This is a genomic window from Synechococcus sp. CS-1332 (assembly GCF_025127995.1).
Taxonomy (GTDB): Bacteria; Cyanobacteriota; Cyanobacteriia; order PCC-6307; family Cyanobiaceae; genus Cyanobium.
Genome location: NZ_JAHLYP010000042.1, coordinates 188,314 through 212,423, shown reverse-complemented (window position 1 = coordinate 212,423; position 24,110 = coordinate 188,314). Strand labels below are relative to the sequence as shown.

Genomic DNA, 24,110 nt, shown 5'->3' with positions numbered 1-24,110 from the left:
TTCCATGCCCAGACCGGCACGGTTGAGCACGTCGGCCCAGGTGTTGATCACCCGGCCCTGGCCATCCAGGATCGACTGGTTGAAGTTGAAGCCGTTCAGGTTGAAGGCCATCGTGCTCACGCCCAGGGCGGTGAACCAGATGCCGACCACCGGCCAGGCCGCCAGGAAGAAGTGGAGGCTGCGGCTGTTGTTGAACGAGGCGTACTGGAAGATCAGGCGACCGAAGTACCCGTGGGCAGCCACGATGTTGTAGGTCTCCTCTTCCTGGCCGAACTTGTAGCCATAGTTCTGCGACTCGGTTTCGGTGGTCTCACGCACCAGGGAGCTGGTGACCAGGGAACCGTGCATGGCGGAGAACAGGGAGCCGCCGAACACACCCGCCACACCCAGCATGTGGAAGGGGTGCATCAGGATGTTGTGCTCGGCCTGGAACACCAGCATGAAGTTGAAGGTGCCGCTGATCCCCAGGGGCATGCCGTCGGAGAAGGACCCCTGACCGAAGGGATAGATCAGGAACACCGCGAAGGCCGCCGAGAGGGGAGCGGAGTAAGCGACGCAGATCCAGGGGCGCATGCCCAGGCGGTAGGAGAGCTCCCACTGGCGGCCCATGTAGGCCGAGATGCCGATCAGGAAGTGGAAGACCACCAGCTGGTAAGGACCACCGTTGTACAGCCACTCGTCGAGGCTGGCGGCTTCCCAGATGGGGTAGAGGTGCAGGCCGATGGCGTTGCTCGAAGGAACAACGGCACCGGAGATGATGTTGTTTCCCTGGATCAGGGAGCCGGCGACGGGCTCACGGATGCCGTCGATGTCGACGGAGGGCGCCGCGATGAAGGCGACGATGAAGCAGATGGCGGCGGCCAGCAGGCAGGGGATCATCAGCACACCGAACCAACCGACATAGATGCGGTTGTTGGTGGAGGTGACCCAGCTGCAGAAGCTTTCCCAGCTTCCGGAGCGGCCGCTGCGGATGGCAGTGGTCATGGAAGTAAGACGGGTGGAAGAGTTCAGAAATACCTCCACAAGGGAGGTCGATACACATTAAGTAACGCCTTCCTGGATCCAGCGATCCCGCAATGATCCTTCAGGCAATCGAGCTGGCGCGCAATGAAAAGTGATGAAGGGACTTCATGAACATTCTTTATGAGCTGGCGGGCAGCGAGCCGCTCGCCGGCGGTGCCAGCTGCTGGCCGAGCCAGTCGCGTCCCTGCTGCAGGAACCCCGGCCAGTCGAGCTTTTCGGCCTCGGCCGCCCGTGCCACCAGCAGGGGCGCCTCCCGCTTGATGCGCTCCAGGTCCGGCGCCTCCACGCCAGCCGAGAGCGCCAGCACATCGGCCATGGCATGGCTCACCACCCTGGTGAGGTAGGCCGCACTGAGGGCCTGGAGCGCCCCACCCACCAGCCAGGTGGCGCCGTGGAGGCGCACCGCCGCCGACAGGGCCTGGCTGCTCCACTCCACCACCCCCAGCAGCAGCGAGGCCTTGGCCAGCTCGACGGCGGCGGCCTTCAGCTGTTCCGCATTCCAGGGGCAGTCCCAGAGACGGGCCATTTCCTGGAGCATCAGTCCGTTGGCCGCCGCCAGCACCACCAGATCGAGCGAGGGCAAGGGGGCGGCGAACACCCCCGCCGCCACCAGCCACTGGGTGCGCCGCTGCAGCTGCACGAGCTGTTGCCGCCGCAGGCGCTCCAGGTCCGCCTGCCAGTGGCGGTGCAGCTCCTCGCTGCGTCGCAGCGGGGTGGCCCGCCGCAGGGCAGCCGCTTCGCTGTTCAGCCAGCGGCCCAGGGGCTGCAGGCTGTCGGTCAGGGTTTCGGGGTTGCCATCCCAGGGAAGCAGCCGCTCCGGGACGGCGGCCGGCCACTGGGAAGCCAATTCGGCCGCCAGGGCCTGAGGATCGCTGGGAGCGTCCGGTTGCACCAGCAGCCAGACGGGTTGACCCGCGGGCACCGCCTCGAGCCAGCGGAGATCGGCCGCCCGCAGGGGGGTCATCAGCTGGAACAGCACCACGTCCGCGGCGGCCAGCCCGTCGGGCCAGCGGCGCTCCTGGCTCACCGCCGGCAGGGCATGGCCCCAGCGCAGGCTCAGGGCCAGCGGGCCGCGCAGGGCTTGCTGCAGTTGGGGCGCCCAGGCGGCGTCCGGGGCGACGCAGCCCACCAGGGCCAGCTGCAGGCCTGATCTGGCCCCTTCTTCGCGCAGGGCCGCCAGTCCCGCCCGGCGCCGCGCCTGGCCCTCGCCGGGCTCGACCTCCAGCCGCTCAAACTGCCGCAGCAGATCGTCGCAGCGCCGCAGCCAGGCCTCGAAGCTGCTGGGCAACCGGGGCGTCGTCAACCGGGACGGTCGCCGCCCCAGCCACCACCAGCCCGCGGCGATCCCCGCCACTCCCATCAGGCCCCAGCCTTCCCCGGGCAGCGACCGCAGCATCAATTCGCCCCCCAGTACTCCCCCGGCCAGCAGCAGGGCCTGCCTGCCCCAGCCGGCGGACAGCTGGAAGCGCAACAGCGAGGACAGGGCAGCTGGGCGCAGGGGGTCCTGGGGCGTCACGGGTGGCTGCCGGCGGCGATGCCTCTCTAGCTCAGAAGTGACGGGGCTCACACCCCCAACCACCTCCTTTCAGCCACGGCCCCTGCAGACCCCGACGGGACGCAGCATGATTCGGTAAGTCGTCCGGGTCCGCCTCCGTGCCGTCTTCCGATGCCCGTGCCGGCCTGGCTGCGACAGCGGATGGCCTGTTTCTGCTGGAGGACCACCTGGTGGCGCTGCGCCACGCCCTTGAGGAGCTGGGCGGCTGCGACCGCTGGCACGGCGGCCTGCCGGTGTTGCTGCTGGAGCGCTGCTGGCTGCGTCTCAGCCGAGTCTCTGTGGAGCATCTCGCCCAGCGGCTGCCCCCGGACTGCAGCCAGGAGGCCCCCGAGTTGTGCCGTTACCGGGAGCTGGTGGCAGCCGGCCTTTCGGCGTGGGAGGCCGAACGGGTCTGCTGGGAGGACTTCGGAGCGGACGCCTGCCGGGAGGCCCTGCGCAAGTACTGGGCTGCCCAGGAACGGGGTACCCAGGGTTGGACCCTGGAGACCTACCTCGAGCTTCTCCAGCACTACCGTCAACACTTCGCCCTGGACAGCCCACGGCCCGTGCCGCTGCTGGTGTTGGCCCGGCGGGAGGGCCCGGCGCGCCTCGGCAGGCATCGGCTGCTGTGGCTGGGGCCTGAGGCGGCAGGCGGCCGGCCGTCGATGCGCGACACTTGCCCCTGATTGCAGGCTGCGGCCATGGGCGACGACACCACCACTCCTCATCCCGTTGGCTCCGGCCGTGGGGACTCCCCCGAGCGGGGCGGCCGTTCGGGGCCGAACCGGGAACCGGGCGGTTTCCGCATCCGTCTGAGCGATAACGAGCTGCAGGCGGCCCGCGCCCTGCAGGACGCCTTGGGCTTGCGCTCCACCGTGGCGGTGCTGGGCTTTGCCCTGCGCACCCTGGCCGACCAGCTGGAAAAGGGACAACTCGAGGCCCTGGTCGCCGAGCACCGGGCCCAGGCGGGATCCCGCGCTCCAGCCCCCCGCGCAGGTGGCGAGCCCCGCCGCGTCATCGGCGGGGATGGCCAACCCCGCTCCGGGGGCCGTGGCGGCCAGGGAGCCGTCCGCATCGATCCCTTCGCCCGGCCCAGCAAGCCTGCGGTTCCTGTGGAGGTGAGCGAACCCGAAGCACCTGCCGAGGACGTGGCCCCGGATTCCGTCGATCTGATGGCGGATTCCGTCGAGGCGACACCGGATTCCGTGGTCGAGCCTTCCGAACCTGCTGAGGCGCCAACCGCCAGCTCCGAAACCGAGGTCGACGCCACCCCCGACGCGTGAACCAGACCAGCACCGCGCCGGCGCGGCCCCGGGTGCTCTCCGGCGTCCAGCCCACCGGCGCCCTGCACCTGGGCAACTGGCTCGGGGCGATCCGCAATTGGGTGGATCTGCAGGACAGCCACGAGACCTTCTTCTGCGTGGTCGACCTGCACGCGATCACGGTGCCCCACGATCCGAAGCGTCTGGCGGAGGACACCCTCACCACCGCCGCCCTCTATCTGGCCTGCGGCATTGACCCGCAGCAGGCCACGGTGTTTGTGCAGAGCCAGGTGAGCGCCCACAGCGAGCTCTGCTGGCTGCTCAACTGTGTGACACCGCTCAACTGGCTCGAGCGCATGATCCAGTTCAAGGAGAAGGCGCTCAAGCAGGGCGACAACGTTTCTGTGGGGCTGCTCGATTACCCGGTGCTGATGGCCGCCGACATCCTTCTCTATGACGCCGATCGTGTGCCGGTGGGCGAAGACCAGAAGCAGCACCTCGAGTTGGCCCGGGACATCGCCCAGCAGCGCATCAACGCCCGCTACGCCCCCGACCCGGAGCACCCGATTCTCAAGGTACCCGAGCCCCTGATCCTCAAGGAGGGGGCACGGGTGATGAGCCTCACCGACGGCAGCGCCAAGATGAGCAAGAGCGATCCCAATGAAGGTTCCCGCATCACCCTGCTGGACCCTCCTGAGCTGATCACCCGCAAGATCAAGCGGGCCAAGACCGATCCGGTCATGGGCCTGGAGTTCGGCAACCCGGAGCGGCCGGAGGCCGACAACCTGCTGGGGCTCTACGCCCTGATGTCCGGCGTCGGCCGTGAGCGGGCGGCGGCGGAGTGCGCCTCGATGGGCTGGGGTGGCTTCAAGCCCCTGCTGGCGGAGGCCACGGTGGAAGCCCTCCGGCCCGTGCAGCAGCGTTACGCCGAGCTGCGCAGCGATCCAGCCAGCCTCGAGGCCGTCCTTCGGGACGGGAGGGAGCGGGCAGCGGCCGTGGCCGAGGCGACTCTGCAGAGGGTCCGCCGCGCCCTGGGATTTCTGGAGGTGAATTGAAGCTAGGTACCACCTCAGTGGCAAGGCGCAGCCGGAATGTGTAAATCAATCGTTATGTATTGATCACGACAACTGATCGTTCGTTGTGGGTGTAGGGCTTGCTGTGGGATGTCTGACCGCTGCGGGCTGGCGGCTGAGAACGCCTGGACATCCCCCTGTCCTGACTGAAGTTTTCCTGAGAATCGTCCTCTCGGTTCGGCTGCATAAGCACGTCGGCCCCCATTCTGTCCAGTAGGGGCGCAGGGGTCTCGCCTTCGGGGGCTGGCCCTGGGCAAGGTCAGGGTCCCCTGACGTCCACTTGCCCTTGTGTTTCCGTTTCCTGCTGCCGCCGCCGCACCACCAACGCGGTCCGCTTGCCCTTGTGCTGCTGCTGCTCCTGCCGATGGTGCAACGCCCGCTCGCACCGCTGCCCCCAGCGGCCCGTGCGGTGGCCATGCCCACCGCCCAGCCAGCGCTAGCCGTGGCGGTGACCGGAGGGCGAACGGGGAGCGGCCCCTACGGAGTCACTCCCGAGCGACGGGCTCTGCTCAACACGATCCGCTTCGCCGAAGGCACCTGGATCGGCGGCAGCCAGGAGGGGTACCGGGTGCTCTACGGCGGTGATCGCTTTAACGACCTCAGCCGGCACCCGGACATCGTCGTGCGGCGTCGCTACGCCAGCGCCGCCGCCGGGGCCTACCAGTTTCTCCCCGCCACCTGGGGCCAGGCCGCCGAGGAGCTCCAACTCAGGGATTTCCAGCCCGCCAGCCAGGATCAGGCGGCCCTGCATCTGGTGCAGGAGCGTGGGGCACTGCAGAGCTTCGATCGTCAGGGGCTGACGGCCGAGGTGCTGGCGCGCCTGGCCCCGGAGTGGGCCTCCCTGCCGACGCTCGAGGGCGTCAGCCACTACGGCCAGCCGGTGAAGCACCGCAGCGAGCTGCAGCGCTTCTATCAGCGGGAACTGGAACGGCTGCGCCGGCTCGCCAGCGCCTGAGCGGGTTCAGGGCTCCCGGTAGACCACCCGTCCCCGTTCGTCATTGCCCACATCGAGCAGGTCGCTGATCAACAGCTTCTCGATCTCGGCACTGACCACGCTGCTGTTGGCCTGGGGCGGTAGCTGGAGCTCCAGCAGCGCATCGTTGAGGGTGAAGCCGGCCTTGCCGTTCCGTCGGGCCAGCTGCAGCAATTGCCGTTCGATCGGTGGATAGGCCGCCGTGTCGCTCCCTGCCAGGGCTTCCTCCAGCAGCAGGGGCTGGTTGGCCTGCCGCACCATGTCCGGCACCAGCACCAGATCCAGCAGCTGGCCGATGCCGCAGAGCCCGAAGGTGAGCAGCCAGAGCGTGCCGCTCAGGGGCTTGCGGTTGTAGAAGCGCGGCAGGCCGCACAGCCCCACCAGGCAGGTGCACCACAGCAGATAACTGAGGGCGACACTGCGCCGTTCGGCGGCGCTGTTCAGTGCCAACCCCGCGGGGCGGCTGGGGGCTGGCCGCTGGTCCGGGCTCTGGACGGGTCCTGGCGTGGGTCGGGCAGCCATCAGCGTGTTCAGCCCCTTCAACCTAGGCCCGCTGCCGCGCTTAAAAGATCCCCGGTGGCGGCGTGGGGGAGGGTCCCACCGATGGGCCTCGATACCATGCCTTCAACAGGTGCCTTTCATGACGTCCGCGCCCCCTTCGCCGGTGCCACCGGCCTCCAGCCCCGCCGCCTCCAGTGGTGCCGCCACCGACGCCACCCCAGACGGCGCCGCCATCGTGCTGCCGAAAACCAGCGAAAGCCCCCAGTTGCTGCGGATCCGCCACTCGATGAGCCATGTGCTGGCCATGGCGGTGCAGAAGCTCTTCCCGAGGGCCCAGGTCACCATCGGTCCCTGGACCGAGAGCGGCTTCTATTACGACTTCGACAACCCGGATCCCTTCACCGAGGCTGATCTGAAGGCGATCCAGAAGGAGATGGGCAAGATCATCGCCCGCAAGCTGCCCCTGGAGCGGATCGAGGTGAGCAGGGAGGAGGCGGAGCGCCGCATCCGGGGTCAGAACGAGCCCTACAAGCTGGAGATCCTGGCCGGACTGACCGAGCCGATCACCCTCTACACCCTGGGAGACCAGTGGTGGGACCTCTGCGCCGGTCCCCACGTGGCCAACACCGGCGAGCTCCACCCCAAGGCCTTCGCCCTCGAGAGCGTGGCCGGGGCCTACTGGCGTGGCGACGAGAAACGCGCCCAGCTGCAGCGCATCTATGGCACCGCCTGGGAGACCCCGGAGCAGCTGGCGGAGCACAAGCGGCGCAAGGAGGAGGCCCTGCGCCGTGACCACCGGCGCCTCGGCACCGATCTCGAACTGTTCTCGATCGAAGAAGAGGCGGGCGCCGGCCTGGTGTTCTGGCATCCCCGCGGCGCCCGCATGCGGCTGCTGATCGAGGACTTCTGGCGTGCGGCCCACTTCGAGGACGGCTACGAGCTGCTGTACACCCCCCACGTGGCCGACCTCAACCTCTGGAAGACCTCGGGCCACCTCGATTTCTATAGCGAGAGCATGTTCGGGCCGATGGCGGTGGATGAGCGGCAGTACCAGCTCAAGCCGATGAACTGCCCATTCCATGTACTGACCTACGCCAGCCGGTTGCGTTCCTACCGGGAGCTGCCGATCCGCTGGGCCGAGCTCGGCACGGTGTACCGCTACGAACGGCCCGGGGTGATGCACGGACTGATGCGGGTGCGCGGCTTCACCCAGGACGACGCCCACGTCTTCTGCCTGCCGGAGCAGATCTCCGATGAGATCCTGCGGGTGCTGAACCTCACCGAGCGCATCCTCTCCACGTTCGACTTCCGCAGCTACGAGATCCACCTCTCCACCCGACCGGAGAAGTCGATCGGCGAGGACGCGGTCTGGGACCTGGCTACCGCCGGTCTGGTGGAGGCCCTGGAGCGCAAGGGCTGGGCCTACAAGGTGGACGAGGGGGGCGGGGCCTTCTACGGCCCCAAGATCGACCTCAAGATCGAGGACGCCATCGGCCGGATGTGGCAGTGCTCCACCATCCAGCTCGACTTCAACCTGCCGGAGCGCTTCGATCTCCACTACGTGGCGGCCGATGGCAGCCGCTCGCGGCCGATCATGATCCACCGCGCCATCTTCGGCTCCCTGGAGCGCTTCTTCGGCGTGATGGTGGAGAACTACGCCGGCGATTTCCCCTTCTGGCTCGCCCCTGAGCAGGTGCGGCTTCTGCCCGTCACCGATGAGGCCCTCCCCTGGGCCGAAGAGCTCAGGAGCCAGCTGGCGGCCGCCGGCATTCGCGCCGGCATCGACCACAGCGGCGATCGGCTGGGCAAGCTGATCCGCAACGGCGAGCAGATGAAGATCCCCGTGCTGGGGGTGATCGGTGCCCGGGAGGCCGAGACCCGCAGCGTCAGCCTGCGCAGTCGCCGCCAGGGGGATCTGGGCAGCGTCGAGGCTGACGCCCTGGTGTCCGCCGCCTCGGCAGCCAACGCCGGCCGGCTGGCCACCCTGGCCCTGGCATGACCCTCCTGCTGGCGGGCGACATCGGTGGCACCAAGACCCTGCTGAGCCTCTGGCGCTCGGGCGAGGACCGGCTCGAGCTGCTGCTGGAGGAGCGGTTCGTCTCGGCGACCTGGGAGGACCTGGCCCCGATGGTGCGCCACTTCCTGGTCACTGCCGGTGCCGCCGGCGGGAGAACGCCCGCTGCCGCCTGTTTCGCCGTGGCCGGACCGGTGGAGGGGGGACGGGTGAAGCTCACCAATCTCCCCTGGCAGCTCGAGACCGCAAGCCTGGCCGACCGCTGCGGCTTGCCGTTGGTGGAGTTGGTCAACGATTTCGAGGTGCTGATCTACGGCCTGCCCCACCTCGGGGCCGGCCAGTTCGCCCGGATCCGGGACGGTGAGCGCGACCCGCTGGCGCCGATGCTGGTGCTGGGGGCCGGCACCGGCCTGGGGGTGGCCCTGGGCCTGCCCACCGCCGCTGGTCTGCGGGCCCTCCCCAGCGAAGCGGCCCATGGGGAGTACGCCCCCCGTTGCCAGCAGGAGTGGGATCTGAAGCAGTGGCTCAAGGCCGATCTGGCCCTCGATCGGGTCTCGATCGAGCGGGTGGTGAGTGGCACGGGCCTGGGCCATGTGGCCCGCTGGTTGCTCGGCTGCCGCCACCCCGACGGGGACCATCCCCTCAGCGCCAGGGCCCAGCTCTGGAACGACGCCGGCGATGGGCCCGCCCAGGCCGACCTGCCCGCCGAAGTGGCGCGGGCCGCCGCCGCCGGCGACCGGCTGGCGGTCGACGCCCTTGACCTGTGGCTGGGTGCTTACGGCAGCGTTTGCGGCGATCTGGCCCTGGCAGCCCTGAGTCGGGGCGGGCTCTGGCTGGCCGGGGGCACGGCCGCCAAGCTGCTCGACAGCCTGCGCACCCCCTCCTTCCTGGAGCCCTTCCTGAACAAGGGCCGGCTGCGCTCCACCCTGGAGCCCATGCCGATCACCGCCGTGCTGGATCCGGGGGTGGGCAGCTTCAGCGCCGCCTGCCGCGCCCGGATGCTGCTGGGCTGAGGCCAGCACAGCAAAGGGTCGGCTGCAACACTGAGCCCAACGACAGGTCATTTATGGTCCGGCCCCAGATCGGCCAGGGGGTGGTGGTGGAGGTTCCGGCCACCACCGCCAACATCGGCCCGGGATTTGACTGCCTCGGCGCTGCCCTGGCGCTCGGCAACCGCTTCGAGCTGCGCGTGATCGAGGGGGGTGGTGAGCGCTTCGAGCTGATCATTGAAGGCCCGGAGGGGGCCCACCTGCGCGGGGGCCCCGACAACCTCGTCTACCGCTCCGCCCAGCGGGTGTGGCGGGAGGTGGGACTGGAGGCGGTGGCCGTGGAGGCACGGGTGCAACTGGCCGTGCCTCCCGCCCGGGGTCTGGGCAGCAGTGCCACCGCCATCGTGGCGGGTCTGATTGGCGCCAATGCGCTGGTGGGGGAGCCGCTGAGCCGGGAAAAGCTGCTCGAGCTGGCCATCGACATCGAGGGCCATCCGGACAATGTGGTTCCTTCGCTGCTGGGGGGGCTGTGCCTGACGGCACGGGCCGCTTCCCATCGCTGGCGGGTGGTGCGTTGCGAATGGAACCCGGCCGTGAAGGCCGTGGTGGCGATTCCCACGATCCGGCTGAGCACCAGCGAGGCGCGCCGCGCCATGCCGCGCAGCATTCCAATCAGTGATGCGGTGATGAACCTGGGGGCCCTCACCCTGCTGCTGCAGGGGCTGCGCACGGGCAACGGTGATCTGATCGCCGATGGCATGCATGACCGCATTCACGAGCCCTACCGCTGGGGGCTGATCCAGGGGGGACGTGCCGTACGGGAGGCCGCCCTGGAGGCCGGGGCCTGGGGGTGTGTGATCAGCGGCGCCGGACCCAGCCTGCTGGCCCTGGCCCCCGACAGCTGTGCCGAGGCGGTGGGGGAGGCCATGACCCGCTCCTGGCAGGGGGAGGGGGTGAGCAGCCACAGCGCCGTGCTCGGTATTCAGGAGGGCGGCAGCACCTGGGCTCCCCTGGTGGAGGGGAGTCGCCCAGAGGCCATCGTCGGCGACCAGAGCAACTCCGCTGAGTAGATTTACTCAGCTGATAGGCTCTGGCGCTTCGGGCCAACCTCCCTGGAGGCCGCCTCGACCGCCATACTTCCTGACTGGAGCACCCCTCAGTGATGGACGCCAGCCTGCCTCTTTCGCTCGCGTCCTCTTCGCTCCCCGCCGTGCTCCCTGAGGGTTCGGCTTTTCCCTGGCTCAGCCTGATCGTGCTGCTGCCGGCCACCGCGGCGCTGGTGATGCCCCTGCTGCCCGGAGACGGCAGCGACCCCCGCCTGCCACGCACGGTTGCCCTTGGGGTGCTCGGGGTGGATTTCGCCCTGATTCTGTGGGTGTTTGCCCTCCATTTCGATGGCGGTCTGTCGGAACTTCAGCTGGTGGAACGGGTGTCCTGGGTGCCGGCCCTCGGCCTGGAGTGGTCCCTGGCGGCCGATGGTCTCTCGGCCCCGCTGGTGGTGCTCAGTGGGCTTGTCACCCTGTTGTCGGTGGCGGCCAGCTGGAACATCCGACTCAAGACCCGCCTCTATTTCGGCCTGCTCCTCGTCCAGGCCACCGCCCAGAGCCTGGTGTTCCTCTCCCAGGATTTCCTGCTGTTCTTCCTGGCCTGGGAGCTGGAGCTGGTGCCCGTGTACCTGCTGATCGCCATCTGGGGCGGAAAGCAGCGCCAGTACGCCGCCACCAAGTTCATCCTCTACACCGCCACCGCCTCCCTGCTGATCCTGATCAGCGGCCTGGCCCTGGCCCTCTCCGGCGACACCTTCACGCTCAACCTCAGCGAACTGGCGGCCCGTTCCCCCGGCGGCACCTTCGGCCTGCTCTGTTATCTGGGCTTCCTGGTGGGCTTCGGCGTCAAGTTGCCGATGTTCCCCTTGCACACCTGGTTGCCTGACGCCCATGGCGAGGCCAACGCGCCGGTATCGATGCTGCTGGCGGGGGTGCTGCTCAAGATGGGCGGCTACGCCTTGCTGCGTTTCAACGTGCAGATGCTTCCCGACGTGCATCTGCGGCTGGCGCCGGCCCTGATCGTGCTCGGCATCATCAACATCATCTACGGCGCCCTGAATGCCTTCGCCCAGGACAATGTCAAGCGCCGCATCGCCTGCAGCTCGGTGAGCCATATGGGCTTCGTGCTGCTGGGGATCGGCGCCATCGATGCCCTCGGCATGAGCGGCGCGATGCTGCAGATGATCAGCCATGGTCTCATCGCCGCGGCGATGTTCTTCGTCACCGGCGTCTTTTACGAGCGCACCGAGACCCTTTCGATCCCCAACATGGGTGGTCTGGCCAAGGTGCTGCCGATCACTTTCGCCTTCTTCCTGGCCAGCTCCCTGGCCTCCCTGGCCCTGCCGGGGATGAGTGGCTTCATCAGCGAGATCACCGTCTTTCTGGGGGTCACCTCCTACGAGGGCTTCACGGTCGGCTTCCGCGTCATCGCCGTCGTCCTGGCCGCCATCGGCCTGGTGCTCACCCCCGTCTATCTGCTCTCCCTGTGCCGGCGCGTCTTCTTCGGTCCCCGCATCCCGGCCCTGGCGGTGGTCGGCGACATGAAGCCCCGCGAACTTGTCATCGGACTCACCCTGCTGGTCCCCACCCTCGTGATCGGCTTCTGGCCGCGGGTGGCCATCAACCTGTATGAGGCCAGCGCCAACGGCCTGGCGGCTGAACTGGCCAGCCATGGGGCCGTGGCCATGGGACGGTTGGCCGCCCTCGGCTGAGCCACAACCCGGCACCGGGGTGGGCTGAAATGGGGTGTTCCATCGAAGCGGCCACCCGGCGATGACCAGCACTCTCCAGAGTCCCCCTGCCCTGCTGGCCGGAGAGGGTCTGCCCCGCTTCGAAGCCATCACTCCCGACCAGGTGCGGGCCCACATCCCCGAGCTGCTGAGTGGCCTGGAGGCGGAGCTCGACCGGGTGGAGACCGACCTGGCGGCGGCCGCGGCCGCGGCGCGGCCCCTGAGCTGGGCCGAAGTGATGGATCCCCTGCAGCGCCTGGGCGAACGGCTGCGCTGGAGCTGGGGGGTGGTGAGCCACCTCAACGGCGTCTGCAACAGCACCGAACTTCGCGAAGCCCACGCCAGCCAGCAGGCAGCGGTGGTGGCCTTCGGCAACCGTGCCGGCCAGAGCCGGGTCCTGTACGAGGCCCTGCGCAGCCTGCAGAGCCAGGGGGGGCTGGATGCCACCCAGGAGCGGATCCTCACGGCGGAACTGCGGGACATGGAGCTGCGGGGCGTGGGCCTGGAGGGCGCCGCCCAGGAGGCCTTCAACGCCGCCAGCCAGGAGCTGGCGGAGCTGGCCACCGGCTTCGGCAACCGGGTGCTGGATGCCACCAACAGCTGGACCCTCAAGCTCAGCGACCCTGCCGAGGTGGTGGGACTGCCTGAGAGCCTCAGGGAGCAGCTGGCCCAGGCCGCCCGCGACGCCGGCGATGGCCAGGCCACGGCAGCGCAGGGCCCCTGGCTGCTGGGACTCGACATGCCCCGCTTCGGCCCGTTCCTGAAGTACAGCCGCCGCCGTGACCTGCGTGAGATCGCCTACAAGGCCCACGTCAGCCGCGCCTCGGGCGAAACCGATGGCAACTGGCCCGCGATCGAGCGGATTCTCACCCTGCGGCGGCAGCAGGCCCACCAGCTCGGCCATGGCTCCTGGGCCGAGGTGAGCCTGGCTTCGAAGATGGCCGGCTCGGTGGCCGAGGTGGAGGCCCTGCTGGAGGACCTCCGCACCGCCGCCTACCCGGTGGCCCTGCTGGAACTCGAGGCGTTGCGCGCCTGTGCGGCCCGGGAGGGCGCGGCCGAGGCAAAGGATCTCAAGCCCTGGGATGTGAGCTTCTGGGCGGAGATGCGGCGCCAGGAGGCCTTCGATCTCGACAGCGAGGCCCTGCGGCCCTGGTTCCCCCTGCCCAGGGTGCTGGAGGGTCTGTTCGGCCTCTGCGATCGCCTGTTCGGCCTCCACATCCACCCCGCCGACGGTGAGGCGCCTGTCTGGCATCCGGATGTGCGTTTTTTCCGCGTCGATGACGCCGGCAGCGGTGAGCCCCTGGCGGCCTTTTATCTCGACCCCTACAGCCGTCCGGGCAGCAAGCGCGGCGGTGCCTGGATGGATGAGTGCCTGGTGCGTTCGCTGGACGGTGCCGGCGAGCCCGTGCTGCCCGTGGCCTACCTGATCTGCAACCAGAGCCCGCCGGTGGGTGACACCCCCAGCCTGATGACCTTCGAGGAGGTGGAGACCCTGTTCCACGAATTCGGCCATGGGCTCCAGCACATGCTCACCACCGTGGAGCGCCCCCAGGCGGCCGGCATCAACAACGTGGAATGGGATGCGGTGGAGCTGCCCAGCCAGTTCATGGAGAACTGGTGCTACGACCACGCCACCTTGATGGGCATGGCCCGCCACTGGCAGAGCGGCGAACCGCTGCCGGAGCCTGAGTTCGCCAAGCTCCGGGCCGCCCGCACCTTCATGGGCGGTGCCGCCACCCTGCGCCAGGTGCACTTCGCCCTCACCGACCTGCGGCTCCACAGCCAGTGGACGCCGGAGTGCGGCAGGACGCCGGAACAGCTGCGCCGGGAGATCGCCACCACGACCACCGTGCTGGAGCCGATCGAGGAGGACGCCTTCCTCTGCTCCTTCGGCCACATCTTCGCCGGCGGCTACTCCGCCGGCTACTACTCCTACAAGTGGGCCGAGGTGCTCAGCGCCGATGCCTTCAGCGCCTTCGAGGAGGTGGGCCTGGAGAACGAGGCGGCGATCCAGGCCACCGGTCGCCGCTTCCGCGAGACGGTGCTCAGCCTCGGCGGCAGCCGCCACCCCGGCGAGGTGTTCGAGACCTTCCGGGGCCGGGCCCCCAGCCCGGAGGCCCTGATCCGGCACTCGGGGCTGGTGGCCGCTGGCGGCTGATCGGTGGGGCAGAACGTCAGGCCTCCTCGTCTCCCCGACGGGAAGGTGCTTGGTGTCTGCGCTCTTGGCCGGCCTGAGTGGATGGCCGTTGCCTCGATAGCCTTGGTGGGGATTCCTCCACACCTGGAGATCCCCCCTCCCCTTGCTGGAGACACGTGATGGGAGCCCGGCGAATCCTGGTGCTGGGCGGTGGGTTCGCCGGGCTCTGGAGTGCCCTTTCGGCCGCTCGGCAGCTCGACCAGCTGGGTGTCGGACCCGAGGCCATCGAGGTGTTGCTCGTCAACCGCGACGCCTTCCATGGCCTCCGCGTGCGCAATTACGAGGCTGACCTCTCGCGCCTGCGGGTTCCCCTGGAGGCGGTGCTCGGCCCGGCCGGTGTCCGCTGGCTGGTGGGGGACGTCAGTGCCATCGACCTGGACGGCCATTCCGTCCACGTGCAGACGCAGGCTGGTCTCCAGATCCTTGCCTACGACCGACTGGTCTTTGCCCTCGGCAGCCAGTTGTTGCGCCCTCCGGTCCCTGGCCTGGTCGAGCACGGCTTCGATGTGGACACCTACGGCGGCGCCTCCCGGCTTGCGCAGCACCTGGCGGCCTTGGCGGAGCGCCGTGAGGATCCGGGCCGCTTCACGGCCGTGGTGGTGGGGGCAGGACTGACCGGGATCGAGGCCGCCTGTGAACTGCCGGCACGGCTGCGGGCTGTCCAGGAAAGCGCCGGGCTGTCCGGGCCGGTGCGGGTGGTGCTGGTGGACCACAACCCCACGGTGGGCTCCGACATGGGCGACTCGGCCCGGCCCGTGATCGAAGAGGCCCTGGCCGCCCTGGGCGTGGAGCTGCGGCTCGGGGTCCGGGTGGACGGCCTCGATGGGGGGTCGATCCGCTTCGATGCTGGTGAGGAAATTCCCGCACAAACGGTGCTCTGGTGTGCGGGCCTGCGGGCCAGCCCGCTCACCGCCGGCTGCGGGGTGCCCACCGATGCCCTTGGCCGTCTGCCGGTCGATGCCGTTCTACGGGTCGAGGGGCTGGGCGATGTGTTCGCCGCCGGCGACAGTGCCCGTCTGGCCCTGGACGACGGCCACAGCACGGTCATGTCCTGTCAGCACGGCCGGCCCATGGGCCGGTTCGCCGGGCACAACGCGGTCTGCGATCTGCTCGGCCTGCCGCTGTTGCCGCTGCGGATCGACTGGTACACCACCATCCTCGATCTGGGTCCCTGGGGGGCCCTCTACACCGAAGGCTGGGACCGCCAGGTCGTCGCCACTGGGGAGACGGCCAAACGCACCAAACGGCTGATCAACGGCGAGCGCATCGTCCCGCCCCTGACGGGCGACCGGGCCGAGATCCTCGCCGCCGCCGCCCCGGTGATCCAGCGCCCACCGCCGGTCCAGCCCCAGGGGCGCCAGTCATGAGCTCCCCAGCCCAGGAGCCCGCCAGCGGCGCACCTATGGGGCGCCTTCTGGTGATCACCCTGTTGCTGGCTGGGGTGATCCTGTTCTTCAGCCAGGGCTGGTATCGCCAGCTGGATCTCGCTGCGCTGCAGGCTTCCCGTGCCCAGCTCGTGGCCTGGCGCCAGGCGGCCCCGCTGGCCACCGCTGCCGGCTATCTGCTGGTGTATGTGCTCGTCACGGGCCTCTCCCTGCCGGGTGCCACCGCGCTCACCCTGGCGGGCGGCGCCGTCTTCGGCCTGCTGCAGGGGACGCTGCTGGTGTCGCTGGGCTCCACCCTCGGTGCCACGGCGGCCTGCCTGCTGGCGCGCACCCTGTTGCGGGAGCCGGTGCGGCGCCGTTTCGGCTCCCGCCTGGGGCCGATCGAGGCGGGCGTCCGCCGCGACGGGGCCGCCTACCTGCTCAGTCTGCGGCTGGTGCCGGTGGTGCCGTTCTTTCTGGTGAACCTGCTGATGGGCCTCACCCCCATGCCCCTGCGCTCGTTCGCCGTCGTGTCCCAGCTGGGCATGCTGCCGGCCACCCTGGTGTATGTGAACGCCGGCACCCAGCTGGCCCAGCTCACCAGCCTGACGGGCCTGCTCTCGCCAGCCCTGCTCGGTTCCTTCGCGATGCTGGGCCTGCTGCCCTGGATCGTGAAGCTGCTGCTGGGCCGCTGGCGGCTCTGGCGGCTCTACCGCCCCTGGAGCCGCCCCCGCCATTTCGATCGCAACCTGATCGTCATTGGCGCTGGAGCGGCTGGCCTCGTCACCGCCTACATCGCCGCCACCGTGCGGGCCAAGGTGACCCTGATCGAGCGGGCCCGCATGGGCGGCGACTGCCTGAACACCGGCTGCGTGCCCAGCAAGGCCCTGATCAGCTCCGCCCGCCTCGCCGCGCGCCTGCGCCATGCCGACCGCTACGGCCTGCCCCCCCAGGAGCCCCGGGTGGATCTGCGCCGGGTGCTGGAGCGGGTGCGGCAAAAGGTGGCGGCCATCGCCCCGCACGACAGCGTCGAGCGTTACACCGCCCTGGGGGTGGATGTGCGGCTCGGCCAGGCCCGCCTGGTCAGCCCCTGGCAGGTGGCGATCACCGCCGCCGATGGCACCGAGACGGTGCTGTCGGCCCGCGCCATCGTGCTGGCCACCGGCGCCGCGCCGGTGATTCCGGAGCTGCCCGGCATCGCTTCGGTGCGGGTGCTCACCAGTGAGACCCTCTGGGACACCCTGGCCGAGCACCCGTCCCCCCGGCCCAGCCTTCTGGTGCTGGGCGGCGGCCCGATCGGCTGCGAGCTGGCCCAGGCCCTGGCCCAGCTGGGGCTGCCGGTGACCCTGCTGCAGCGCAACGCCCGGCTCCTGCCCCGGGAAGATCCTGAGGTGGGGGCGCTGGTGCGCGAGGCGCTGGAGCGCGACGGCGTGCGGGTGCACACCGGTTGCCGGGTGGAGCGCGTTGAGCCTGGGCCGGCCGGGGGCGTGCGCGTCCTGGCCGCGGTGGACGGCCAGACCGTCTGCCTCGAGGCCGACGAGCTGCTCTGCGCCGTGGGCCGCCAGGCCCGGCTGGAGGGCCACGGCCTTGAGGCCCTGGGCATTCCCACCGGCCGCACCATCACCACCAGCCCCCACCTGCAGACGCTTTACCCCAACATCTATGCCGCCGGGGATGCGGCCGGCCCCTGGCAGTTCACCCACACGGCGGCCCATCAGGCCTGGTATGCGGCGGTGAACGGGCTGTTCGATCCGGTGCGCTTCGCCGTCGATGGCCGCGTCATTCCCCGCACCACCTTCACCGATCCGGAGGTGGCCCGGGTGGGGCTGAGCGAGTCCGAGGCGATCGAGCTGGGGGTGCCCTTCGAGGTCACCCGCTTCGACCTGGCCGAGCTGGATCGGGCCATCGTCGAATCCGCCGAGACTGGCTTCGTGAAGGTGCTCACGGTGCCGGGCAAGGACAGGATCCTGGGGGTCACGATCGTGGCGGAGCAGGCCGGGGAGCTGCTGGCTGAATTTGTGCTGGCGATGAAATGGAACCTGGGCCTGGGCAAGGTGATGGGCGCGATCCACGCCTATCCCACCCTCGCCGAAGCCAACAAGTACGCCGCCGGGGCCTGGAAGAAAGCCCATGCCCCCCAGCGCACCCTGGCCCTACTGGAACGGTTTCACACCTGGCGCCGGGGCGGCTGAAAGGAACGGATCAACGTTGTGCAGGGCGATGCTCACCGCCACCGCACTGGCCAGCACCAGCCACAGCAATCGAAGTCCGATCAGTCCGGCGGCGGGCCGATCCAGCCCTGCCGCCGCCGCCACGCTCACGGCGGCCACCCCCAGCCCCGCCACCGTATCCACCGCTGCCAGCACCGGGCTGTGCAGCCAGAAGAACAGGGTGGTGAACACGGCGAACAGCAGCCAGCCCACCGATTCCGAGACCAGCATCAGCCCCCGGCGCCATGCGGCGCCGTCTGGCCCATCCAGGTTGGCCACCCGCGCCAGGGCCACCAGGGAGGTGATGTTCAGCACCAGCCACAGGGGGGCGAACAGCCAGTCCGGCGGGGCGTAGGGGGGCAGTCGGAAGTTCGTATAGAAGGCCGCGTCGCCCAGCACCCCCGCCGGCCAGAAGCTGACCGCATTGGCGGCCACCAGAATCACGGCGCCGTGCCACCAGCGGAACCGTGGTGCCGGGGCCACGGAGCTCACGCCTGGGAGTGGAGCCCGATGGTGTTGCCTTCGGTGTCGAGCACCAGGCTCATGAACCCGTAGGCGCCGATCGACATCTTGGGTTTGATCACCGTGCCGCCGGCGCCCGCCACCCGGCCTTCCTCCACGGCGCAATCGTCACAGTGGAAGTAGATCAGGGTGCCGCCGCCCCCGGGGGCCATGCCCTCCATCTTCGCCAGGGCGCCTCCGGCCCCCACCTGGTCGTTCTGCATCGGGAAGGCGAAATACTCCATGCCCGCATCCGACATCGGCTCCAGCTTCAGCTCAAACACGGTCTCGTAGAAGGCCCGGGCCCGGGCCATGTCGTTGACGTAGAGCTCGAACCAGATGACGGGGTTGGCGGCCATGGGTCCGTTGAATTCCAGGCCTGAGAATAGGCCAGGAATCCGGGATTCAGCCCGCCACCCCCTGCTGCTGGCGGGGGCTGACGGCGCCCCAGTTCTCTTTCACCAGCTGGCGGGCCCGGCCCAGGGCCAGGGCCCCGGCGGGCACGTCCTTGGTGAGGGTGGAGCCGGCCCCCACCGTCACTCCGGCCCCGAGGCAGATCGGTGCTACCAGCACTGAATTGGCACCGGTCTTGCTGCCAGCGCCGATCACGGTGCGGTGTTTGCGCACCCCATCGAAATTGGCGGTCACCGTGCCGGCGCCGATGTTCACCTCAGCGCCCAGGTCAGCGTCGCCTAGGTAACTGAGGTGGTTGGCCTTGCAGCCCTCCCCCAGCTGGCTGTTCTTGACTTCCACGAAATTGCCGATGCGGCAGCCTTCGGCCAGGTGGGCCCCGGCCCGCAGCTGGGCGAACGGCCCGATGACGCAGCCGCGTTCCACGTGGCTGTCCCGCAGCACCGAATGGATCACTTCCACGTCGTCGGCCACGTGGCTGTTTTCGATCAGACAGCCCGGGCCGATGCGGCAGCCCTCGCCGATGCTGGTGACCCCGCGGAAGTGGCACTGCGGCTCCACCAGCACGTCGCGGCCGAAGCGGGTGTGCTCGCTGAGGGTGCAGCTGGCCGGATCGCTGAAGCTCACCCCTTCCGCCATCCAGTGGCGCCGCAACCGGTCCTGCAGCACCGCCTCGCAGTGGGCCAGCTGCTCCCGGTCGTTGATACCGGCCACCTCGTTGGGGTCGTCCACCGCCAGGTGCATGGCCGGCCGCAACAGGGCCACGGTGTCGGTGAGATACAGCTCGCCCTGGTCGTTGTCGCTGCTCAGGTGGGGCAGCACCGCCGCCAGCCTGGCCCAGTCGAAGCAGTAGATGCCGGCGTTGGTGAGGGTGTTGCCGAGTTGCTCGGGATTGCAGTCGCGATGCTCCACGATGCCGCTCACCTGCCCCGCCCCATCGGCGAAGACGCGGCCATAGCCACTGGGGTCCGCCAGGCGGGCGGTGAGCAGGGTCACCGCCGCGCCGCTGGCGCGATGGCTGGCCAGCAGCTGCTCCAGGGTTTCCGGCCGCAGCAGGGGCACATCGCCGTTGAGCACCAGCAGCTCCCCCTCGAAGCCGGCCAGGGGCTGGAGCAGTTGCTGCACCGCGTGGCCGGTGCCGTTCTGGGGCTGCTGCAGCACGAACTCCAGTCCTTCCACGCCAGCCAGGGTTCGCTCCACCCGTTCCGCCTGGTGGCCCACCACCAGCAGCTGGCGGTCGGGGGTGAGCCGGTGGCAGCTGCCCAGCACCCGTTCCACCAGGGTGGCGCCGGCCAGGGGCTGAAGCACCTTCGGCAGGGCACTTTTCATGCGGGTCCCTTTCCCGGCGGCCAGGACGGCAACGGCGAGCATCGGCGACGGCGGGGCGACTGCGCCGGAATCTACCGGTGTCTTCGGGAGCAGCCCAGTCCGCTGACGCCGTCAGGTTGGCCGCCTCCGCCGGTTCAGTGGCGCAAGCGGGCCAGGTCCTCCCAGAAGCCTGGGTAAGAGACGGCGGCGGCCTCCGGTCGCCGCAGGCAGGTGTCGCCCCGGGCCACCAGGGAGGCCACCGCCAGGCTCATCGCCACCCGGTGGTCGGTTTCGCTGTCTACCTCAGCCCCGTGCAACGGGGTGGGACCTTCGATGCTGAGGCCATCGGCGTGCTCCTGGAGCCTGGCCCCCATCGCCGACAGCTGCCGGGCCATCACCGCCAGGCGGTCGGTCTCCTTCACCCGCAGCTCGGCGGCGCCGCTGATGCGGCTGACCCCCTCGGCGCAGCAGGCCGCCACCGCCAGCACGGGGATCTCATCCACCAGGCGGGGGATCATCGGTTCCTCGATGCGGAACGCCTTCAGGGGGCCGTGCTGCACCCGCAGATCCCCCACCGGTTCGCCGGCCACATCGCGGGCGTTGAGCAGCGTGAAGCGGGCCCCCATGGCGGTCAGCACATCGAGAATGCCGGTTCGACTGGGGTTGAGCCCCACATTTTCAACGGTGAGATCGGCCCCCGGCGTGATTGCCGCCGCCACCAGCCAGAACGCGGCGGAGCTGATGTCGCCGGGCACCACCACTGTCTGTCCCCGCAGGGCGGGTCCGGGGCGCACGGTGATGAACCGCCCCTGGTCGCCATCCACGACCAGGTCGGCGCCGAAGGCCCGCAGCATGCGCTCGCTGTGGTCGCGGGTGGGGGCCGGTTCGATCACGGTGGTGGGCCCGCTCGCCGTCAGGGCGGCCAGCAGCAAGGCACTCTTCACCTGGGCCGAGGCCACCGGCGTGCCGATCACACCGCCGTGGAGGCTCTGGCCCTGGACGGCCAGGGGGGCCAGGTTGCCGTTCTCGCGCCCCTGGATGTGGGCCCCCATCTGGGCCAGGGGGACGCCCACCCGCCCCATCGGCCGGGAACGCAGGGAGGCATCCCCGCTGAGCACGAAGTGGCGCCCCGCCCGGCCGGCCAGCAACCCCAGCATCAACCGCATGGTGGTGCCGGAATTGCCGCAATCGAGCACGTCGGCGGGCTCGCGCAGCCCATCGAGGCCTACCCCCCCCACGATCACCGGCTGGCCGGCGCTGATCGCCGATACGGTCACGCCCATGGCCCGCAGGCAGGCGGCGGTGCTGAGGGGGTCTTCGGCGGGAAGGAGCCCTTCGATGCGGGTGGGCCCTTCGGCGATGGCCCCGAAGAGGAGTGAGCGGTGGGAGATTGATTTATCGCCGGGCACCGTCACATTCCCCCGCAGGCTGCCGCCGGCCGGCAGCATCAAGGGCTCTGGCAAGACGGCCACGCTGGCATCAACGCTCGTGGAAGAGGACAAGAGCTGTTGCGCCAACTGGAGTGATCCTATGGAGCGGCCGGATCAGGGCCCACCGTTCAGGGTCGGATACCGATCGCCCGCAACCTGGCCGACAGGCTCCAGACCTCCACCACCAGCCGGTGCCAGGGGGTGATCGTCTCCATGGCCAGGCCCATGGGTTTGGGGGCAGCGGCCCGCAGGGACCGTGCCGCCGCCAGGGAACGGCACGCCTCATCGAGGCGCTCGCGCAGGTTGGCCTGGTCGCCGGCAGCCATCACCGCCTCTGGGCAGTGCTCGAGCAGCAGCAAGCCGCGATCGAAGGACTCGGCGTAGTCCTGCAGCAGCGGCACCAGGATCTCCTCCAGCAGCGGGCCGGTGGGATCGGGCAGGGAGGGGGCGGGAACCATGGGTCCAGCGTAGGAATCGTTGCCGTGGCTGCCCCGGTACGGATCACCAGTCCCCTTCAGGGGCATGGAACGATGGGTCCTGAAGGGTTGCCGCATGATCGACGTCGCCACCTGGGATGGCCTGCTCCGCCGCCACGTCGATGGCCGCGGGCGGGTTGATTACGGCGCCTGGCAACGCCAGGGCGCCGCTGAACTGGAGAACTGGCTGGCGTCCCAGCGCCCCTTCGATCCGGAATCTGGCTCCAGGGCCGGCGCCATGGCCCTCTGGATCAACCTCTACAACGCCCTGGTGATCCGCGAGGTGCTGGCGCGCTTCCCACTGGCCTCGATTCGCCCCACCATCGCCGGGGTGCCCAACTGGCCGTCCTTCCTGGCCTTCTTCTCCCGGCCGGTGATCAGCCTGCAGGGCCAGTCCCTCAGCCTCAACCGCATCGAGCACGAGATTCTTCGGCCCCGCTACGGCGACCCCCGCCTCCATTTCGCCCTGGTCTGCGCCGCTGTCGGCTGCCCCCTGCTGCGGCCGGAGGCCTACCGGCCCGAGCAGCTCGAGGCCCAGCTGGACGAGGACGCCCTGCGCTTCCTGCAGCATCCACACAAGCTGCGCTTCGATCCGGTCAATGGCCGTCTGTACGTCAGCCGGATCTTCCAGTGGTACAGCCGCGACTTTCTGGCGGTGGCGCCTTCCATCGGCGCCTACGTGGGCAGCTACCGCCCGGAGCTGGCGTTACCGGCTGGCGTCAGGCTCAGCTTTCTCCCCTACGACTGGGCGCTCAACGGCTGAGTGTCAATCGCTGATTTCGCCGTAGAAGCGCTTCAGCTCTGACGCCGGCACGCCCAGGCCCCAGAGCAGGCCAATCATCAGGTAGATCCCGGTGGCCTTCCAGGATCCCCAGCGCGCCACCCGGCGGTCGGAGGATTCCACCACCCGGTTGACCTGACGGATGCGGCCCAGCCGGCCCAGCCGCTCACAGAGATCGGCGTCCTCCATGATCGGCAGGGCGTCGTCGAAGCCTCCGCAGCGCTCGAAGTCGCGCCGGCGGCAGAACATCACCTGGTCGCCGAACAGCACCCGAAAGCCGTGCAGGACGTAGCGATGGGGCCGGAACAGCAGCGCCGCATAGTGGGTCTTGAGGGCGTTGTGCAGGCTCACGCCCCAGCGGGTGCGGCGCTCACCCCGCATCAGTGCAATGAAGCCACCACAGCTGATGGCCGGGTCAGCCAGGGTCACGGCAACCAGCTGCACCAGATCCGAAGGCACCAGAGTGTCGGCATGGAGGAAACAGAGGATCTCGCCGCGGGCCTCGGCCGCACCCCGGTTCATCTGCGCCGCCCGCCCCGCCGGCTCCGAATGGATCACCCGGCAGCCGTACACGTGGGCCCTGGCCAGGGTGGCATCGGTGCTGCCGCCATCCACAACGATCACCTCGTCGGCAGCGGGATCGAGGATCTCCAGCTGGTTCAGGGTGCGTCCCAGGTGACCGGCTTCATTGAGGGTCGGGATAATGATCGAAACCGACGGCGCCGCCACCTTGTTGCGCAATAATTATTCATCCTACGATCAACAGGCTGGTTGTTGGTGGGTCGAGAACGCCACGAGCGTTCCACGCAGCCAAATCACCCCGCTTCGCTTTCTCTTTTTCGATCGATTCGTTCCCCAGTGGGGGAATCTTTGCGTGCTGGATGTGGGCGGCGGCGGCGGCGTCACCTGAGAGTTTCTGGCGCGCCGGGGCGCCCGTCTGAGCGGGATCGACCCTTCCGGCCCCTGCCTTGAGGCGGCCTGACGCCATGCGGCCGTGTCGGGTCTGGAGATCGATGACCGGGTGGGACTGGCGGAGCAACATTCTTTCGCCGCTGGACATGTTGATGTGGTGATCTAGGTCGATATTCTGGAGCCTGTCGATACTCCCGAGGCCCTTGAGGGTTGGTTGGTGGCCAGTGGATTCAGCGCTATCAAGATGCAGGGCGTGGATCTCTTCGGCCGTGGTCCGCTGCGCACTCTGGGCCGGCTGTTGCATGATCTGCGCAAAGGTGGCTTCCAGGTTGATTTCGACGACGACCTGGCGGTGAAGCTCATCGGTGTCGCCCG

Annotated in this window: 22 protein-coding genes; 12 read left to right on the top strand and 10 right to left on the bottom strand. The window is 69.3% G+C overall.

Translation table 11 applies throughout. The annotated features are described in order from the left end of the window. Positions 1 to 984 (bottom strand): photosystem II q(b) protein (psbA, locus tag KQ305_RS10720; protein WP_259725382.1); only part of this gene is annotated, 984 nt, incomplete at its 3' end. A 157-nt stretch (positions 985 to 1,141) separates the two neighbouring features. Then, complete coding sequence (locus tag KQ305_RS10715; RefSeq protein ID WP_259725381.1) at positions 1,142 to 2,539, bottom strand: YcjF family protein; 1,398 nt, start codon at positions 2,537 to 2,539, stop codon at positions 1,142 to 1,144. 137 nt (positions 2,540 to 2,676) lie between these two features. Between KQ305_RS10715 and KQ305_RS10710 the strand changes: the two genes are divergently transcribed. The 4 genes from KQ305_RS10710 (at position 2,677) to KQ305_RS10695 (ending at position 5,847) form a co-directional block, all read left to right on the top strand. After that, positions 2,677 to 3,243: a hypothetical protein gene (locus KQ305_RS10710; RefSeq protein WP_259725380.1), complete on the top strand. Its 567-nt coding sequence runs from the start codon at positions 2,677 to 2,679 to the stop codon at positions 3,241 to 3,243. A 15-nt stretch (positions 3,244 to 3,258) separates the two neighbouring features. Continuing rightward, positions 3,259 to 3,840 carry a hypothetical protein gene (locus KQ305_RS10705; protein ID WP_259725379.1) on the top strand — a complete coding sequence of 194 codons (582 nt, stop codon included), beginning with the start codon at positions 3,259 to 3,261 and terminating at the stop codon, positions 3,838 to 3,840. Beyond that, positions 3,837 to 4,874: a tryptophan--tRNA ligase gene (trpS, locus tag KQ305_RS10700; RefSeq protein ID WP_259725378.1), complete on the top strand. Its 1,038-nt coding sequence runs from the start codon at positions 3,837 to 3,839 to the stop codon at positions 4,872 to 4,874. The genes KQ305_RS10705 and trpS overlap by 4 nt, the downstream gene beginning before the upstream one ends. 304 nt (positions 4,875 to 5,178) lie before the next feature. Beyond that, a complete protein-coding gene (locus KQ305_RS10695; protein WP_259725377.1) occupies positions 5,179 to 5,847 on the top strand; it encodes a glycoside hydrolase family 104 protein in 669 nt (222 codons plus the stop codon). A 6-nt stretch (positions 5,848 to 5,853) separates the two neighbouring features. Here KQ305_RS10695 and KQ305_RS10690 read toward each other — a convergent pair whose 3' ends face one another. Then, the gene (locus KQ305_RS10690; protein WP_259725376.1) at positions 5,854 to 6,387 is read right to left on the bottom strand and encodes a TM2 domain-containing protein; all 534 of its coding nucleotides are present in this window, start codon (positions 6,385 to 6,387) and stop codon (positions 5,854 to 5,856) included. 118 nt (positions 6,388 to 6,505) lie between these two features. Here KQ305_RS10690 and thrS point away from each other — a divergent pair, with 118 nt between their 5' ends. From thrS to KQ305_RS10655, 7 genes are all read left to right on the top strand, one after another. Then, a complete protein-coding gene (gene thrS / locus KQ305_RS10685; protein ID WP_399231326.1) occupies positions 6,506 to 8,365 on the top strand; it encodes a threonine--tRNA ligase in 1,860 nt (619 codons plus the stop codon). Continuing rightward, entirely contained in the window at positions 8,362 to 9,393 is a 1,032-nt protein-coding gene (locus tag KQ305_RS10680) for a glucokinase (RefSeq protein ID WP_259725375.1), read from the top strand. Before thrS ends, KQ305_RS10680 begins: the two co-directional genes overlap by 4 nt. 53 nt (positions 9,394 to 9,446) lie before the next feature. After that, entirely contained in the window at positions 9,447 to 10,439 is a 993-nt protein-coding gene (gene thrB / locus KQ305_RS10675) for a homoserine kinase (RefSeq protein WP_259725374.1), read from the top strand. A 92-nt stretch (positions 10,440 to 10,531) separates the two neighbouring features. After that, the gene (locus KQ305_RS10670; protein WP_259725373.1) at positions 10,532 to 12,127 is read left to right on the top strand and encodes an NAD(P)H-quinone oxidoreductase subunit 4; all 1,596 of its coding nucleotides are present in this window, start codon (positions 10,532 to 10,534) and stop codon (positions 12,125 to 12,127) included. A 61-nt stretch (positions 12,128 to 12,188) separates the two neighbouring features. After that, positions 12,189 to 14,303 carry a M3 family metallopeptidase gene (locus KQ305_RS10665; RefSeq protein WP_259725372.1) on the top strand — a complete coding sequence of 705 codons (2,115 nt, stop codon included), beginning with the start codon at positions 12,189 to 12,191 and terminating at the stop codon, positions 14,301 to 14,303. Between the two features lie 158 nt (positions 14,304 to 14,461). Continuing rightward, the gene (locus KQ305_RS10660) at positions 14,462 to 15,709 is read left to right on the top strand and encodes an NAD(P)/FAD-dependent oxidoreductase (protein WP_259725371.1); all 1,248 of its coding nucleotides are present in this window, start codon (positions 14,462 to 14,464) and stop codon (positions 15,707 to 15,709) included. Next, positions 15,706 to 17,898 (top strand): FAD-dependent oxidoreductase, encoded by a 2,193-nt coding sequence (locus tag KQ305_RS10655; protein ID WP_259725370.1) that lies wholly within the window; start codon positions 15,706 to 15,708, stop codon positions 17,896 to 17,898. The genes KQ305_RS10660 and KQ305_RS10655 overlap by 4 nt, the downstream gene beginning before the upstream one ends. On the opposite strand, the gene KQ305_RS10650 is transcribed toward KQ305_RS10655, so the two are convergent. The 5 genes from KQ305_RS10650 to KQ305_RS10630 form a co-directional block, all read right to left on the bottom strand. Beyond that, entirely contained in the window at positions 17,860 to 18,408 is a 549-nt protein-coding gene (locus KQ305_RS10650; protein WP_259725369.1) for a tryptophan-rich sensory protein, read from the bottom strand. The genes KQ305_RS10655 and KQ305_RS10650 overlap by 39 nt on opposite strands. Then, positions 18,405 to 18,776: a VOC family protein gene (locus KQ305_RS10645; RefSeq protein WP_259725368.1), complete on the bottom strand. Its 372-nt coding sequence runs from the start codon at positions 18,774 to 18,776 to the stop codon at positions 18,405 to 18,407. Before KQ305_RS10645 ends, KQ305_RS10650 begins: the two co-directional genes overlap by 4 nt. 46 nt (positions 18,777 to 18,822) lie before the next feature. Beyond that, a complete protein-coding gene (gene glmU, locus KQ305_RS10640) occupies positions 18,823 to 20,199 on the bottom strand; it encodes a bifunctional UDP-N-acetylglucosamine diphosphorylase/glucosamine-1-phosphate N-acetyltransferase GlmU (RefSeq protein WP_259725367.1) in 1,377 nt (458 codons plus the stop codon). Positions 20,200 to 20,291: 92 nt separating this feature from the next. Then, the gene (gene aroA / locus KQ305_RS10635; protein ID WP_259725400.1) at positions 20,292 to 21,584 is read right to left on the bottom strand and encodes a 3-phosphoshikimate 1-carboxyvinyltransferase; all 1,293 of its coding nucleotides are present in this window, start codon (positions 21,582 to 21,584) and stop codon (positions 20,292 to 20,294) included. Between the two features lie 110 nt (positions 21,585 to 21,694). Next, positions 21,695 to 22,024: a DUF2605 domain-containing protein gene (locus KQ305_RS10630; RefSeq protein WP_259725366.1), complete on the bottom strand. Its 330-nt coding sequence runs from the start codon at positions 22,022 to 22,024 to the stop codon at positions 21,695 to 21,697. A 64-nt stretch (positions 22,025 to 22,088) separates the two neighbouring features. On the opposite strand from KQ305_RS10630, the gene KQ305_RS10625 reads away from it, so the two are divergent. Next, positions 22,089 to 22,805 carry a DUF547 domain-containing protein gene (locus KQ305_RS10625; RefSeq protein WP_259725365.1) on the top strand — a complete coding sequence of 239 codons (717 nt, stop codon included), beginning with the start codon at positions 22,089 to 22,091 and terminating at the stop codon, positions 22,803 to 22,805. A 3-nt stretch (positions 22,806 to 22,808) separates the two neighbouring features. On the opposite strand, the gene KQ305_RS10620 is transcribed toward KQ305_RS10625, so the two are convergent. Both KQ305_RS10620 and KQ305_RS10615 read right to left on the bottom strand, forming a co-directional pair. Further along, positions 22,809 to 23,564, bottom strand: a complete 756-nt coding sequence (locus tag KQ305_RS10620; protein WP_259725364.1) for a TIGR04283 family arsenosugar biosynthesis glycosyltransferase — start codon at positions 23,562 to 23,564, stop codon at positions 22,809 to 22,811. Between the two features lie 7 nt (positions 23,565 to 23,571). Then, positions 23,572 to 24,039, bottom strand: coding sequence for a hypothetical protein (locus KQ305_RS10615; protein WP_259725363.1), 468 nt, complete (start codon positions 24,037 to 24,039; stop codon positions 23,572 to 23,574). Positions 24,040 to 24,110 lie beyond the last annotated feature (71 nt).

What these genes read in the sequence shown, in the direction of transcription:
- KQ305_RS10705 (WP_259725379.1), top strand. Translation starts at nt 3,259, where the DNA reads ATGGGCGACGACACCACCACTCCTCATCCCGTTGGCTCCGGCCGTGGG.
- KQ305_RS10690 (WP_259725376.1), bottom strand. Translation starts at nt 6,387, where the DNA reads ATGGCTGCCCGACCCACGCCAGGACCCGTCCAGAGCCCGGACCAGCGG.
- thrS (WP_399231326.1), top strand. Translation starts at nt 6,506, where the DNA reads ATGACGTCCGCGCCCCCTTCGCCGGTGCCACCGGCCTCCAGCCCCGCC.
- KQ305_RS10680 (WP_259725375.1), top strand. Translation starts at nt 8,362, where the DNA reads ATGACCCTCCTGCTGGCGGGCGACATCGGTGGCACCAAGACCCTGCTG.
- thrB (WP_259725374.1), top strand. Translation starts at nt 9,447, where the DNA reads ATGGTCCGGCCCCAGATCGGCCAGGGGGTGGTGGTGGAGGTTCCGGCC.
- KQ305_RS10670 (WP_259725373.1), top strand. Translation starts at nt 10,532, where the DNA reads ATGGACGCCAGCCTGCCTCTTTCGCTCGCGTCCTCTTCGCTCCCCGCC.
- KQ305_RS10665 (WP_259725372.1), top strand. Translation starts at nt 12,189, where the DNA reads ATGACCAGCACTCTCCAGAGTCCCCCTGCCCTGCTGGCCGGAGAGGGT.
- KQ305_RS10660 (WP_259725371.1), top strand. Translation starts at nt 14,462, where the DNA reads ATGGGAGCCCGGCGAATCCTGGTGCTGGGCGGTGGGTTCGCCGGGCTC.
- KQ305_RS10655 (WP_259725370.1), top strand. Translation starts at nt 15,706, where the DNA reads ATGAGCTCCCCAGCCCAGGAGCCCGCCAGCGGCGCACCTATGGGGCGC.
- KQ305_RS10645 (WP_259725368.1), bottom strand. Translation starts at nt 18,776, where the DNA reads ATGGCCGCCAACCCCGTCATCTGGTTCGAGCTCTACGTCAACGACATG.
- glmU (WP_259725367.1), bottom strand. Translation starts at nt 20,199, where the DNA reads ATGCTCGCCGTTGCCGTCCTGGCCGCCGGGAAAGGGACCCGCATGAAA.
- aroA (WP_259725400.1), bottom strand. Translation starts at nt 21,584, where the DNA reads ATGCTGCCGGCCGGCGGCAGCCTGCGGGGGAATGTGACGGTGCCCGGC.
- KQ305_RS10630 (WP_259725366.1), bottom strand. Translation starts at nt 22,024, where the DNA reads ATGGTTCCCGCCCCCTCCCTGCCCGATCCCACCGGCCCGCTGCTGGAG.
- KQ305_RS10625 (WP_259725365.1), top strand. Translation starts at nt 22,089, where the DNA reads ATGGAACGATGGGTCCTGAAGGGTTGCCGCATGATCGACGTCGCCACC.
- KQ305_RS10615 (WP_259725363.1), bottom strand. Translation starts at nt 24,039, where the DNA reads ATGCAACAGCCGGCCCAGAGTGCGCAGCGGACCACGGCCGAAGAGATC.